We start from the raw sequence: 15230 nt of genomic DNA on the forward strand, positions 1-15230 counted from the left end.
TCATTGACTAAGAGTAATAGTATTTGGATAAGTTAGGAAAAAACAATTTGAAGAGGTAAAAATGGAATTTTTAACTTAGTTTTAATATTATTTTAAAGTGCCTTAATCAGATTTTAATAAGAAATTTATTAAAGTAGACTACAATGAGCCTTGGAGAGTAAAGTCTTTTATTCAGGAGGTAGTAATGAATAGAAAAATAAAAAGTATTAAAGTGAAAATTATATTGTTTCTAATACCAATGTTGTTAGTTGCATTTACAGTGTTATCAGGATTAGGATATAAATTTGCAAGTGATTCATTAAGGAAAAGTAATTTAAATGTAATGGCAGAAATGACCAAAACAGCAGCAGGAAGAGCTGATGATCAGATAAAGAATGAAATTAGAAATCTTGAGGTAATAGCAAGCAATCCAACAATTTCTGATGAGAATATTCTATTAAAGGATAAGGTGGATATTTTAAAGCCAGCTTTAAATACAATAGGTCAAGTTGGATTAAGCATCAGTGATAAAGAAGGAAATTCTATAGATACAGCAGGAAACACTAAGAAAATAAAAACAACCCAGAGTTTTATGAAATCAATAAAAGGGGAAAATTCAATATCAAATCCATACGTAGATCCAGTTACAAATGCTAAAGTTATAGCTTACTCAGTGCCTATTAAAGATTCAAAAGGCAATATAATTGGTACCATTACATCAGTGAAAGATTGTAAAGATTTTGCCTTTTTAAATAAGGAAATAAGGTTTTTACAAACGGGAAGTGCTTTAATTGTAGATAGTAATGGAAATTTCATAGTAGCAGAAGATGAAACTCTTGTAAGTGATAATAAGAATATTACGAATATGACATCGGATAAAGGTTCACTTGAGGATTTAAATAATATAGGAAAAAGCATGATCATTGGAAACCAGTCGGGAATTGGAAAGTATATTTATGAAGGAAAAACAAAATATATTTCATATAGTCCAATAGGTAAAACAGGGCTTTCTATTGGGATTACAGTTGAAGAAAAAGATTTGTTAAGTGCATTGAGTAGTTTAGCTGTTGTGGATTCAGTGGTTACTATTATTATGATAATACTAATATCTGCTATGATAATTGGATTTGCAATTAAGGTTATAAGCAGATTACTGGGCGCAAAGACTTATGTTGATAGTATTGCAAAAGGAGATTTTTATACACAGATCTCTGACAAATATATTAGAGGAAATGATGAAATAAGTGAAATCTGTTTAAGTGTAGGTCAGGCGAAAAATTCTGTTGGAGGTATGATAAGGTCAGTAAGGGATAATGCAAATATAGTAAGGGAAGGTTCAGTATCTTTAACAAAGGTTGCAGAAAATTTATCTGTTTTAGCAGAAGAAATATCTGCTTCTATAAGTGAAGTTTCTGTTAATACTAGTAATCAAAGTAGTGATTTTGAAGTTATAACTAATAAGCTCACTGACTTTGGTGATAAAGTTAATGATGTAAAAGAAGAGTTGCATTTAATCAGTGAAGATGTTTCTGTTATTAATGAAAAATCTTCAACAGGGGCTAAAAATATTGAGGAATTAAATGAAGGTATCATAAGTGTTAATGATAGTTTTGAAAGATTTTCAATGAGCATAGAATATATGCAGGGCGATATGAAAAATGTAAATCAAATTACAAATATTATAAATGGAATTTCAGAACAAATAAATATTTTGGCATTTAATGCAGCAATTGAAGCAGCAAGTGCGGGAGAAGCTGGAAAGGGGTTTAACGTAATAGCATCAGAGGTTAAAAAGCTTTCTGATAAGAGTAAAGAATCATCACAAAATATTTCTAAAATAATAAACAGGCTTATGAAAATAATAAACAAGCTTGTTGAGGAATCCTCTAATATGGATAGTGAATTGGAAAGGCAAAAGCATATAATTTACGATGCATCGAGTTCTTTTTCTGAAATTGCTGTATTAGTTAATGAAATTACGCCTAGAGTATCAAATATAAATGATGCTTTTAAGGATATTGGACATAATAAGGATTTAATTGTTGACACTGTATTTGAATTATCAGAAGAAGTTAAAAATACTTCAAATTCTTTAGAGATGGTAACAGATTCATCTATAGAGCTTGCAAAATTTGCTGAGACTGTAAACGGCAGTGCAGATGTTTTGCTATACAAAGCAGATGAATTAATAGAAAAAGTAGGACAGTTTAGAATAGATAAAGAGGAGTTTTTCAGCGAAGAAATATTAAAAGTAGATGAGATGAATTTAATAAATGTTGAAAGGGAAGATAGAGTTGAAAAGAAAGTAAGTCTAAAAAATTTAAAATCAGAAGAAATTGTGTCAGTGAAAGATGAATCAAATATAGTCCACGAGGAAAAGGATTTTAGTGAGCTAAATTATGTAAGAGAATTGGATTTAGCATTGGTAGAGGAATTAAAGGATTTAGCAAAACCTTCAGAAGAGGAATTGAATTTACAATATGAAACTTCTGAAACAATAAATATAGATTTATCTTTAGCGGAAAAGGTTCTAGAGTTAAGTGTTTCACCATTGGAAAGATTGGAAGATATGCCTACTCAGGATTTTGGCTGGGGGTGCAGTAAAGTGACGGAATTGAAGAATTATATTAAAGATAAGGAAATAAAAGAACATATAGAATGGGAACTGGAATATAAAGAATTAATATAAAATATTTGGCTTAGGTTAAAAGAGTTGTTGATATTTGGCAATGAGTTATGATAATTAAATTTTCAAAATTGAATTAAGAATGCATTTAAAAATAATAAAAACATTCAAATTTTGAGTGTTTTTTATTATTTGTGATTAAAGTGGATTTTTATTCTATAAGTAATTTATTATGAAATTAAGCAAGTGAATATATATGCAGAAAATGTTATAAAATGTTGTTATTTACAGTTGGCATTTTTATGAAAGTGAAAGAACTTATATTAACTGGTATAGAGAAATAACTGTATAACAGGATTCAAATATGGTATTTATATAAAAATATAGCAAAAATATTGTTCTATATTAAAAAAAATTATGTTATTATAGTATTAAGTGGATTTTCACAAACCTTAAAAAAAGTTGAATTAATTAGTATTTTGTAGAGAAGTTTAAATAAACTAAAGTAAATCGACATTTAAGGTAGATTAGGGTATACATATTAAAAGGGGGACAAACATGGATATATTTTTAGTTATTGGTTTGATTGCTGGATTGATAATTGTAGTTATGGCGATGCTAGAAAAGGGAGCTAGTCTGCAAGTATTAATGAGTGCCGAAGCATTTCTGGTTATTATTGGAGGTACTATAGTTGCTTTGTTAAATTCTTTTCCTAAAGGTGAATTTATGAAGCTTCCGAAAATTTTTGGAGTTCTTTTTAATGCTAAGGGGCAACAAGATCCAGCAGAAATTATACAACAACTTGTAGAAATGTCTCAAACTACTAGAAGAGACGGATTATTATCTCTTGAAAGCACTATACAAGGATTAGAAAATAAGTTTATGAAAAAAGGCTTAGAAATGGTTGTCGATGGTTTAGAACCAGATCTTATAAAAGAAGTATTGGAAATAGAAATTGAAAGTATGGAAGAGAGACATCGTCTTGGGGCTACAGCATTTTCATCAGCAGGTGGTACAGCTCCAACACTTGGAGTTTTAGGAGCGGTTATCGGGTTAATTGGTGCGCTTGGTAATCTTAATGATATTGATAAACTAGGAGAAAGTATAAAATCAGCCTTTGTTGCAACAGTTTTTGGTATCTTTACTGGATATTTAATATGGCATCCATTTTCAAATAGATTAAAAAGAAAATCTTTAGAAGAAATGAAAAATATGAATATTATGCTTGAAGGGATTTTAGCAATACAAGCAGGGAATAATCCAAAGAGTATTGAAAGAAAATTAGTAGGTATGTTAGCACCAAAGGATAGAGTTAGATTTGAAGAAAATAATAAGGAATAATTAATTAAGGAGAAGAGTGATGAGTAAGAAAAAACAACATCATGAAGAACATGTTGATGAAGCATGGCTTCTTCCATATTCAGATATGTTAACACTCCTATTAGCACTATTTATTGTTATGTTTGCAATGGGACAAACAGATAGTGCAAAACTTCAAGCAATGAGTAAATCTTTTAACATAATTTTCGCAGGTGGTTCTGGTGTTATGCAGCGAGATGGAAGTTCTATGATTCCTATGGAAAGTGAAGGCGGAGAGGGAAATGGAACTGGAGTATATAACAGTAAGACTGAAGAAGATAAAATGACTGAAATAAAGAAAATGCTTGAACAAGAAATTGGAAAAGAAGGTTACTCAGATAAAGTTAAAGTTAATCTTACAAGTGAAGGATTAGAGATAACAATACAAGATGCAGTATTATTTAAATCGGGAGAAGCGGAAATAAGAAGCGATGTATCTCCATTGCTTTCTAAGCTTTCTGATATGCTTCATGATTTAGAGAATAAAGTTAAAATTGTTGGTCACACAGATAATGTTCCAATTAAGAATGCTAGATTCCCTTCAAACTGGGAGTTAAGTGCTACACGTGCCATAAATGTAATGAATTATATGGTTACTTCAACTGGAATTACAGCAAACAGAGCATCTATTGAAGCCCATGGTGAATATATGCCTAAATATGATAATAATACAGAAGAAGGACGAGCTAAAAATAGAAGAGTAGAGATTATTGTAATTAGAAAATATCCGCCAGATGAAAAGAAAACTAATTAATAATTAGATTTGAATTAAATATAGACTTTAGTATTATAAATGCATTCAATGTAAATTAACATGTTTTAATATTGTTAATTTGGTTGAATGCTTTTTTTAAAATTATTAAAGTAGATTTTTTAGTAATTGTGCAGATTGCATTCATATTACGACATAGTAGTGCAAATTGCATTTAAATCAATGACCAGTGGGACTTAAAAGATGCTTTTAAAGGAATTAATATAACATTATAGGAAACTTTATGTATTTATTGGGATATAAGGAGAGGTGATTGATATGTCAGAAAATATGGGTAATGAATCCATGTTAGATATGTATATTTTTGAGACTAATCAACTTATAGAGAAACTAGAACAACTAGTAATTCATGGTGAAAAAGAAAACGGCTTCGCCGATTCAATAAATGAAATATTTAGAATTATGCATACAGTAAAAGGGTCATCAGCAATGATGCTTTTTAATAACATTGCGGAACTGTCCCATTCTGTTGAGGATTTGTTCTTTTATATTAGAGAAAAGAAACCAGAAAATGTAGACAATAATATTTTAAGTGATATTGTGTTAGATGCTATTGATTTTATTAAAAATGAAATAGAGAAAATTCAAAATGGAGATAGTCCAGATGGTGATGCTTCTGACAAAACAATTGAAATAAAAGAATTCCTAAAACAACTTAAAGAAGAGCATGGCGATGGGCAGGCTGTGAAGGAAAGTAAGCCAAAACAACAAAAGTTTTTTGTTACCAGTGGAAAAGCTAAAGAAGAAATCCTAAGACAAAAATACGAAGCTTGCGCTCATTTTGTTGAGGATTGTGGTATGGAGAATATAAGAAGCTTCGGAATTCTTCATAAGTTATCTGAAGTGGCAGAAGTAATAAGTAGTGTGCCAGAAAATATAATAGATGATGATGAAAAAGCTAGTGAGGAAATTAGGAAAAATGGATTTAAAATAATTTTTTATTCTGAACTAGATATTCAAACTATTAGATCAATAATAAATGAAACTGTATTTTTAAGCAAATTGGATATTTGCATAGCTACAGATGCTATTCAGACTATAGATGATAAAGAAGTAATAAATGAAGTTAGGAAAGAAGAGACAAATTCAATAGAAGAAAATGAAACAAAAGCTTTAGAAGAAACAAATAAAAATGTAATTAAAGAAAAAAAAGTTGAAAAGAATAGTTCACACCAAGAATTTATAAGTTTAAGTGTAGCAAAAGCAGATAGACTAATGGATCTTATTGGTGAATTGGTGATCTCTGAGTCAATGGTTACACAAAATCCAGACTTAGCAGGGCTAGAACTTGACAATTTTCAAAAATCGGCAAGGCAGCTTCGTAAAATAATATCAGAGATGCAAGATACTGTAATGTCAATAAGAATGGTACCATTATCAGCAACATTCCAAAAGATGAATAGAATTGTTAGAGATATGAGTAAGAAGATGAATAAAGAAGTTAAGTTAACAATCATTGGAGAAGATACTGAGGTTGATAAAAATATAATAGAGCATATATCAGATCCATTAATGCACTTAGTTCGTAATTCAATAGATCATGGAATAGAAACTACAGCAGAAAGAATAGATAAGGGTAAGCAACCAGTTGGTAATTTAATTTTAGAAGCAAAAAATGCAGGTAGTGATGTTTTAATTATAGTTAAAGATGATGGTAAAGGGCTTAATGAAGAAAAAATACTCAAAAAGGCAAGAGAAAATAATATACTTGAGAAAAATAAAAATGAGATGACTAAAAAAGAAATATTTAATTTGATATTCCTTCCTGGATTTTCTACTAAAGAATCAGTATCAGAATATAGTGGAAGAGGAGTAGGCATGGATGTTGTAATGAAAAATATTGAGAAGATAGGCGGTTCAGTTAGTGTAGATAGTATTGAAGGAATTGGTACAAATATGACAATTAAAATCCCACTAACTCTTGCTATTATTGATGGAATGAATGTTAGGGTTGGAGAGTCAAGATATACTCTTCCTACAAGCTCAATAAAAGAGTTTTTCAGGGCAAAGGAAGAAGAGTTAATATTAGATCCGGATAATAATGAGATGATTATGGTGAGAGGTCAGTGCTATCCAATACTTAGATTAAATGAACATTTTTCAGTAAATACTAATCTTAATGAGCTTTGGGAAGGTGTTCTAATAATGGCAGAACATGATGAGAGAGGTTTTTGTATATGGGTGGATGAATTATTGGGTCAACAACAAGTGGTTGTAAAGGCATTTCCAAGCTATATTAAAAATACTAGAAATATAAAGGATTTAGCAGGGTGTACACTTTTAGGAGATGGAAATATAAGTCTTATTATAGATATGGGGAATATAATAGCAAAAGTATAATTAAATTGAAGGGATTAATGAAGGTGATATTATGGTTACAATAACAGATATAGAATTCACTCAGTTAGCTAAATATATTAAAGCACATTATGGAATTAACTTAAAAGAAGAAAAGAAAATGCTTATAATTGGCAGACTTCACAATGTTTTGGCGGAGCTTAATTTTGATAATTTTTCTCAGTATTATCAATATTTAATTTCAGATAAAACAGGAAATGCTGTTAATACTTTGGTAAATAAAATTACTACTAATCACACATATTTTATGCGTGAAAAGAATCACTTTGATTATTTAAAAGAAAAGGTATTACCTAATATTATGCCTATGGTTAAGGATAGAGATTTAAGATTGTGGTGTGCAGGTTGTTCATCTGGAGAAGAGGCTTATACACTTGCTATGATAATAGACCAATTTTGTCAAGAGAAGAAGTTATGGTGGGATAAGAAGATACTAGCAACAGATATATCTGATAAGGTTTTGACTCATGCCAAAAAAGGAATATATCAAAAAGAACAAATAATGCCTTTACCAGAAGTGTGGAAGAAAGAATATTTAAAGAAACTTGATGATAATAATTTTATTTTTTCAGATAAGATTAAAAGCGAAATTTTGTATAGAAGATTTAATTTAATGGAAAAAACATTTCCTTTCAATAAAAAGTTTCATGTGATTTTCTGTAGAAATGTAATGATTTATTTTGACATGAATACAAAAAATGAATTAATTAATAAATTCTATAACAGCATGGAATATGGAGGGTATCTTTTTATAGGTCATTCGGAATCTTTAAGTGGCCAAAAAACTGGATTTAAGTATGTGATGCCATCTGTATATAGAAAGGAATAAAACATAATATTTACTAATGGATATGAGGCAAAGATTTATTATGATTTTAAAGGGTGACGGATATGAAAAAGATTAGAGTATTAGTAGTGGATGATAGTATGGTATTTAGAGAAGCAATATCAAGGGGGATTTCAAAAGATCCTAGAATTGAAGTTGTTGGAAAAGCAATAGATCCTTATGATGCTAGAGATAAGCTGTTAGAATTGCATCCAGATGTAATGACTTGTGATGTGGAAATGCCAAGGTTAAATGGTGTTGAATTCATCAAAAGACTCCTTCCCCAGTATAAAATTCCAATAATAGTAGTAAGTTCAGTAAGCGATATTGTATTTGATGCTATGAATGCAGGGGCAGTAGACTTTTTGAGTAAGCCTGATGCTAGAATTCCTAATGCTTTTGAAAATTTCATAAATGAGTTAATACTTAAAATAAAAGGCGCAGCAAATGTAAACTTATCAGCTAATATGGCACAATTAACTAGAGCTAATATGAATAAAATAACAGAAAGAACTTTGATTCCTAGCAGCAACAAATTAATTGCAATAGGAGCATCTACAGGAGGAACAGAAGCTTTATATAGTATATTAAAGGTTCTTCCTAAAACAGTTCCTGGAATAGTTGTGGTACAGCATATACCACCTGTTTTTTCAAGAATGTTTGCTGAAAGGCTTAATATGCAGACGAGTTTTGATGTTAAGGAAGCTCAAACTGGAGATGTTATAGAGCCAGGACGTGTATTAATAGCACCAGGAGATAAGCATATGAAGGTTAAAAAGGCAGGAGACAAATATATTGTTGAACTTACTCAAGGAAGCAAAGTTAGTGGACATTGTCCATCTGTAGATGTACTTTTTGAATCTGTGGCTAAAACAGCAGGTAAAAATGCTGTGGGAGTTATTCTCACTGGTATGGGGCAGGATGGAGCAACAGGACTTATGTCAATGAGAAGGTTTGGAGCAAAAACTATAGGACAAGATAAGGAATCCTCTGTTGTTTATGGAATGCCAAAGGTGGCGTTTGATATAGGAGCAGTAGAAAAACAAGTTTCTCTTTCAAATATTCCACATGTGTTGTTTGAAATGATTAGGTAACCTTAAGTTTCAAATACGAAAAGTCTACGGTTTTCTGAAATTATCTGAAGAGAAATTGATAATACTAAAATATGATGTGAAAGAAGAATGATGAATGGATTGGGTAAGTGATTTTTACCTAAATCATTCATCATTTATTAATAATTCATTTAGACTAATTCATTACGAACAGCATATACTGCCAATTGTGTACGATCTTTCAATTGAAGCTTTGAAATGATTTCAGTAATAATATTTTTTACAGTTCCTTCAGCAATAAACAAAGAAGCACCGATTTCTTTATTATCTTTTCCTTCAACTATCATGGATACAATACTTAACTCTCTTTCTGTTAAAGAAACATTTATACCAGAAACGTCCACTATTATATTTCCAGTTTTTTTATTTTCTTTATTTAGATTTAAAACCACAGGTTCTAAAAGATCTTTATCAACGATACCTAACCCTAAAGAAGTACTTTTTATAGATAAAATTAATTCTTCAGTACCTATATTTTTTAATACATATCCATCAGCTCCGTTAATTATAGCTTCAGTAACATCAACCTTATCATTAGAAGCTGTAAGTATTAGAACCTTAATTGATGGAAAATCTGTTTTTATTAATTTAGTAGCTTCAGTACCATTACATATAGGCATAGACAAATCCATTAAAACCACATCAGGTTTATATTCTTTGCACAAGTCATATGCTTCCTTTCCATTGGTAGCACAAGCAACAACTTTTATATCACTATTATTTTCAATTATATTTTTAAAACTTTCCCTTAAAAGTTTCTGATCTTCAGCAATGATTACTGTTGTCATATAAAAAACCCCTCTTTATCCCAAAGAATTAAAATTTGTATAATAATACAAAATAAATCAAAAAATCTCATAATTTTTAACAATTAAATGACCGCTTATTTTAAATTATACCATTTTGTGAATATCAGAACAATGGATAAAATAATGCGCAATTATGTAAATATACATATATAAAATAAATGCAATTTGCATTTTCATAAAAATTTGTTGTGCAATTTGCATTTGACTACATGACTTACGGTACTACAAACAAATTATAAAAATATTTAAAATAAGATTATTAAGAAAAATATACAAATTTAGATAATGTTTTTTGAAGGAGAGACGCATATGAAAAAAGTATTAGTGGTGGATGATGCAGCATTTATGAGATTATCTCTAAAAATGTTATTGGAAAAATCAGGATTTAATGTTGTAGGAGAAGCTGAAAATGGATTAAAAGCTGTACAATTATATAAGCAATTAAAACCAGATATTGTTACTATGGATTTAACTATGCCAGAAGTAGGAGGAATAGATGCAATAAAGATGATAAAGGCAATTGATAAAGAAGCAAGAATTATAGTTATTTCATCTATGGGACATGAAATACTAGTTAGAGAAGCAATAATAGCAGGAGCAATATCTTTTATAGTAAAACCATTTAAGGAGGATGTTGTTTCAAAGCAATTAAATAGTATAAGTCAAAGCATTTAACTAAGGGGAATCTTATTATTTGGCTAAGTATGGAGTTCTATTGGGAGAGGGAGTGTTAGAATGAATGTAGATATGATTAATGATAATGGAGATATAGAAGAAGATACTCAAAAAGGAAAATATCTTACTTTTGTATTGGATAATGAATCTTATGGAATAGGGATAAATAACGTTACTGAAATAATTGGAATACAGCCTATAACTTTAGTTCCAGAACTTCCAAACTATATACGAGGAATTATTAATTTAAGAGGGAAGATAATCCCTGTAATGGATGTAAGACTAAGATTTAAAAAGGAATTTAGGGAGTACAATGACAGAACCTGCATAATTGTTATTGATACAAATGATTTATCAATTGGACTTATTGTAGATAGTGTTTCAGAAGTATTAAAAATACAGGATGAAAATATTGTACCGCCACCCAATATAAACAAAGTGAGCAACAAATATATAAGTGGAATAGGGAAGATAGACAATGAGGTCAAATTAATTTTAGATTGCGATAAATTAATAAATTATGAGGATATTGATAGTTTAAATAATATTGAATAGTTTTGGGAGGGATTAATAATGAAATGGTTCTATAATATGAGGATAAGTGGGAAAATACTTATAGGATTTTTTATAGTAGCATTTATAGCTGGTGTTATAGGTGTTGAGGGTGTTGTAAATGTTAATAAAATCAGTGATTTGGATTCAAAGTTATATGAAAAGATGACACAACCATTAGGTGATGTTATTGATATTAGTAATTCAATAAATGATATAAGAGGAAATGTGAGAGATGTATTACTTAAAAATAATTCATCAGAAATACAAGAGAACATAAATAAAATAAAATCAGCAAGTAGTGAATTTGACTCTAGCTATGAAGATTTAACTAAAACTACACTTACAACTGAAGGACAGCAAGTTATGAAGGATTTGAAATCCTCTAAGACTAGATACCTTGATATTGTGAATAAAATAGTAGAATTAAAAAATCAAAATAAAAATGAAGAAGCGGTAAAACTTCTGTATAGTGAAGGAAAACCAGCATTAGATGAATTACAAGATAAGATTAGTTCATTCACAGATATGAAATTAAAGCTTGCAAAAGATACTGCTGATAGTAATGATGCAATAGCTGCAAGTACAACCACAATAACAATAGGAATTTTAGTTGTTGGAGTAATAATAGCAATATTAATAGGAGTATTTATTTCTTCAACAATAAGCAAACCTGTTCGTAAAATAATTAAAATTGCTGATAAGGTTGCCGGTGGAGATTTCGATGTAACAATTGATATAGAAAGTAAAGATGAAATTGGTTTATTAGGAGCTTCTTTTAGAAAGATGACAGATAAATTAAATAATACTATGAGTTATATAAATTCAGCAGCTGAACAAGTTGCTTCTGGATCAAAACAAGTATCTGACTCTAGTATAGCTCTTTCTCAAGGTGCCATGGAACAAGCAAGTGCAATAGAAGAATTAACAGCATCAATAGAAGAAATATCTGCTCAAACTAAGATGAATGCAGAAAATGCTACAAATGCTAATGAGATTGCAGAAAAGGCTAAGATTAATGCTGAAAATGGTTATGAACAAATGAAGGAAATGCAACGTGCTGTAGATGAAATAAACAGTGCTTCAACAAGCATATATAAAATTATTAAAGTCATAGATGAAATTGCCTTCCAAACTAATATATTAGCTTTAAATGCAGCAGTAGAAGCAGCTAGAGCAGGGCAGCATGGAAAAGGCTTTGCAGTAGTTGCAGAAGAAGTAAGAAATTTAGCTGCAAGATCTGCAAAGGCAGCTAAAGAAACAACAGATATGATTGAAGGATCAATTAAGAAAGCAGAAGCAGGAACAGCAATAGCAAATGAAACTGCTGGAGCATTAAATAAAATTGTTGAAAATACTGTGAAGGTTGCTGAATTTATAGGTGAAATAGCAGTAGCTTCAAATGAACAAGCAGAAGGTATTGCACAAATTAATGCAGCAGTTATGCAAGTTTCAACTGTTGTACAAACTAATTCGGCAACATCAGAAGAAAGTGCATCTGCAAGTGAAGAATTAGCATCCCAAGCAGAAATGCTAAAGGATCAAGTGAGTCAATTTAATTTAAAAAGAAACAATAATTTTTCAGCCTATAATAATTCAGTAAAAAATATAGATTTAGATGATATGACTCAATATATGTAAAAATCAAAAGATAACTAAACTCAATTCTTCTTTCATGAGGTGAGGTTAATGGTAAATGATATTAATGTTCTTATAATAGAGGATTCAAAAGCATTTTTAAATTTTGAAGTAGCACAACTAAGAAAAAGTGGCTTTAATGTAAATTATGAACAAGTTGAAAATGCTGAAGAATTAAAGAATTCATTGGAGACTAGGAACTGGGATATAATTTTATCAGATCATGTAATGCCAGAATTTAATTCTATTGAGGCATTGCAGATATTAAACGAATCTAAGCTAGATATTCCATTTATTATAGTATCTGGCGAAATAGGTGAGGAAGTAGCAGTTGAAGCTATGCGTGCTGGCTGCAGAGATTATATAATGAAGGATAAACTGGCACGGCTTGGACCAGCTGTTGAGCGTGAACTTGATGAATTACATGCGAGAATTGAAAGAAGACAAGCTGATGAAGAAATGAAAAATATTCTTATAAGGGCAAAGGAAGAAGCTGAGGCAGCAAATAGAGCAAAAAGTAATTTTCTTGCAAATATGAGTCATGAAATACGCACGCCGCTTAATGGTATTATAGGAATGATTGAACTTACCTTAATGAGTGAAGAGATAGATGGTGAGAATAGGGAGAATCTTACAATTGCAAAAAATAGTGCATATTCTTTAATTAATATTGTCAATGCAATTCTTGATTTCTCCAAATCAGAAGCTGGAAAAATGGAACTAAGGCAAGACTGCTTTAGTCTAAAACAACTAATATATAAAATCTTAAAGATCTACAGCTATGATGCTAGAAGAAAGGGACTTGTATTGAAATGTAATAATTTTGATCATATTCCAGATGCCTTGTATGGGGATTTTGGGAAACTTCAGCAAATACTAAACAATTTAATTAGTAATGCAATAAAGTTTACTAAAAAAGGTAGCATAGTTTTAATGATTGAAGAAAACTTTAGAGAGGATGAAGATCTTTTTCTTCGATTTTCTGTTAAGGATACTGGTATTGGAATTAAAGAAGAGGATATGAGTCAGCTATTCATGAGTTTTAGCCAGTTAAATAATTCTTATTCTCGTGAATATAACGGTACAGGATTAGGACTTGCGCTATCTAAGCAGTTAGTTGAAATGCTAGGAGGAGAAATATGGGCTGAGAGTAACAAGGATCAGGGTAGTATTTTCAGCTTTACTGCAAATTTAAAAATAGTTGCAGGAGATAATTTTGGTGTGAATTATAGGAAATTAGATGAGGCAGATTCATTAGAAGGATTAGGTAAAAGAAAAAGTGTTGTAATACTAAATGAGGAATTAAAAAAACTTACCTTGAAGATGAAGGAAGCTGAAAATGATATGAAGAAAATTGGGAAATTGGCTGAATTTATAAATAATTCTGCAGTTCTTTCTAAATTTGATGATTTAGTAATGCTGGGTTTTAAATTAAAGATTAATGCAAGAAAAAATAACACGGATAAAGTTAAAGTAGTATTTGAAGAGTTGAGAGATAATATAGCAAAGTTAATTTAAAAATAGCCAAAATAAAGAGAATATACAAATATCAATCTACTCTAACAGAGAGGATGGTCAATTGATGAAAATTCTTATTGCGGAAGATGATTATGTAAATAGAAGATTTTTGTTTAAGTTTTTTTCACAATATGGTGATTGTGACATGGTAGTTAATGGAGAAGAAGCAGTTACAGCAGTAATGTTTTCAGTGGAAGAAGATGAACCTTATGATTTAATATGTCTTGATGTAATGATGCCTAAATTAGATGGATTAAAGGCATTAAAGATGATAAGCTCTATCGAAAAAGAAAAAAATATAAATGAGGATAAGCTTTCTAAAAAATTTGTTATTACAGCTTTAGATAACGTAAAGGATGTTGAAAAAGCTTTTGAACTAGGTTGTGAAGTATATGTAACAAAGCCAATCAATACAGCAAAACTTATTGAGGTAATGAAAAGGTTAAAACTTGATGGAGAATTCAGTTAAGAGTTAAGACGGAAAAAGACTAAGGTTTTTTCTAAAAATGGAAATGGGTTTAAATTTTTGTAGTGGAATATAATATATCAAGTTAAAATAAGAGATATGCATATTTTAAGGATGCATATCTCTTTTGAATTTATAAGTCTATATTGATATAGACTTTCTTTTGAAAAAATTTGTTATTTCTTTAATAGAACCATAAGTAACGTTAAAAAGATGATTTAAATCTTTTTCAAAGTCTGGGTAGTCAGAATTTTTTAGTGCATCATTGATTTTTGAGGTTTCTTCATATAAATCGGTCAATCTATAGTTACCAGAAACTCCTTTTATATTGTGAACTATATTTTGGATTTTTTTAATATCTCTATCAATCATAAGAATTTTTAATTCAAGTAGTGCTAAATTAAGTTCATGAACCAATTCTGCATATAATTCTGAGACGTCTTCAATACTAAGGCCTAAATCATGGGCAAATCCAACTATATCGTATTTATTATTATAATCCATAATTTATACACCTCCAGGTACTTATTTTAACTCCAA

The 15230-nt window shown here is 29.9% G+C and carries 13 protein-coding genes; 11 read left to right on the plus strand and 2 right to left on the minus strand.

Annotation, left to right across the window (positions count from 1 at the left end; genetic code table 11):
- Positions 1–184 precede the first annotated feature (184 nt).
- The 6 genes from GXK56_RS00605 (at position 185) to GXK56_RS00630 (ending at position 9014) form a co-directional block, all read left to right on the plus strand.
- Positions 185–2668 (plus strand): methyl-accepting chemotaxis protein, encoded by a 2484-nt coding sequence (locus GXK56_RS00605; protein ID WP_160683464.1) that lies wholly within the window; start codon positions 185–187, stop codon positions 2666–2668.
- 495 nt (positions 2669–3163) lie between these two features.
- Positions 3164–3946 carry a flagellar motor stator protein MotA gene (motA, locus tag GXK56_RS00610; protein WP_160683467.1) on the plus strand — a complete coding sequence of 261 codons (783 nt, stop codon included), beginning with the start codon at positions 3164–3166 and terminating at the stop codon, positions 3944–3946.
- A 19-nt stretch (positions 3947–3965) separates the two neighbouring features.
- On the plus strand, positions 3966–4718 hold the full coding sequence (locus GXK56_RS00615) for a flagellar motor protein MotB (protein ID WP_160683470.1): 753 nt from the start codon (positions 3966–3968) through the stop codon (positions 4716–4718).
- A 276-nt stretch (positions 4719–4994) separates the two neighbouring features.
- Positions 4995–7076 (plus strand): chemotaxis protein CheA, encoded by a 2082-nt coding sequence (locus tag GXK56_RS00620; RefSeq protein ID WP_160683473.1) that lies wholly within the window; start codon positions 4995–4997, stop codon positions 7074–7076.
- A 31-nt stretch (positions 7077–7107) separates the two neighbouring features.
- A complete protein-coding gene (locus tag GXK56_RS00625; protein ID WP_160683476.1) occupies positions 7108–7923 on the plus strand; it encodes a protein-glutamate O-methyltransferase CheR in 816 nt (271 codons plus the stop codon).
- 62 nt (positions 7924–7985) lie between these two features.
- Entirely contained in the window at positions 7986–9014 is a 1029-nt protein-coding gene (locus tag GXK56_RS00630) for a chemotaxis response regulator protein-glutamate methylesterase (protein WP_160683479.1), read from the plus strand.
- Between the two features lie 149 nt (positions 9015–9163).
- Here the strand turns inward: GXK56_RS00630 and GXK56_RS00635 are convergent, their stop codons facing one another.
- Positions 9164–9820 carry a response regulator transcription factor gene (locus GXK56_RS00635; RefSeq protein WP_160683482.1) on the minus strand — a complete coding sequence of 219 codons (657 nt, stop codon included), beginning with the start codon at positions 9818–9820 and terminating at the stop codon, positions 9164–9166.
- Positions 9821–10150: 330 nt separating this feature from the next.
- On the opposite strand from GXK56_RS00635, the gene GXK56_RS00640 reads away from it, so the two are divergent.
- The 5 genes from GXK56_RS00640 to GXK56_RS00660 all read left to right on the plus strand — a co-directional run bounded on the left by GXK56_RS00640 (position 10151) and on the right by GXK56_RS00660 (position 14693).
- Positions 10151–10516: a response regulator gene (locus tag GXK56_RS00640; RefSeq protein ID WP_160683485.1), complete on the plus strand. Its 366-nt coding sequence runs from the start codon at positions 10151–10153 to the stop codon at positions 10514–10516.
- Positions 10517–10576: 60 nt separating this feature from the next.
- Positions 10577–11071, plus strand: coding sequence for a chemotaxis protein CheW (locus GXK56_RS00645; protein WP_160683488.1), 495 nt, complete (start codon positions 10577–10579; stop codon positions 11069–11071).
- Between the two features lie 18 nt (positions 11072–11089).
- Entirely contained in the window at positions 11090–12709 is a 1620-nt protein-coding gene (locus GXK56_RS00650; protein WP_160683491.1) for a methyl-accepting chemotaxis protein, read from the plus strand.
- A gap of 48 nt (positions 12710–12757) precedes the next feature.
- Positions 12758–14224 carry a hybrid sensor histidine kinase/response regulator gene (locus GXK56_RS00655; protein ID WP_160683494.1) on the plus strand — a complete coding sequence of 489 codons (1467 nt, stop codon included), beginning with the start codon at positions 12758–12760 and terminating at the stop codon, positions 14222–14224.
- 64 nt (positions 14225–14288) lie between these two features.
- Positions 14289–14693, plus strand: coding sequence for a response regulator (locus GXK56_RS00660; protein WP_160683497.1), 405 nt, complete (start codon positions 14289–14291; stop codon positions 14691–14693).
- A gap of 138 nt (positions 14694–14831) precedes the next feature.
- Here GXK56_RS00660 and GXK56_RS00665 read toward each other — a convergent pair whose 3' ends face one another.
- Entirely contained in the window at positions 14832–15194 is a 363-nt protein-coding gene (locus GXK56_RS00665; protein WP_160683500.1) for an Hpt domain-containing protein, read from the minus strand.
- Between the last annotated feature and the right edge of the window lie 36 nt (positions 15195–15230).

It is taken from the genome of Clostridium sp. C2-6-12, assembly GCF_009928485.1.
Classification (GTDB): Bacteria; Bacillota; Clostridia; order Clostridiales; family Clostridiaceae; genus Clostridium.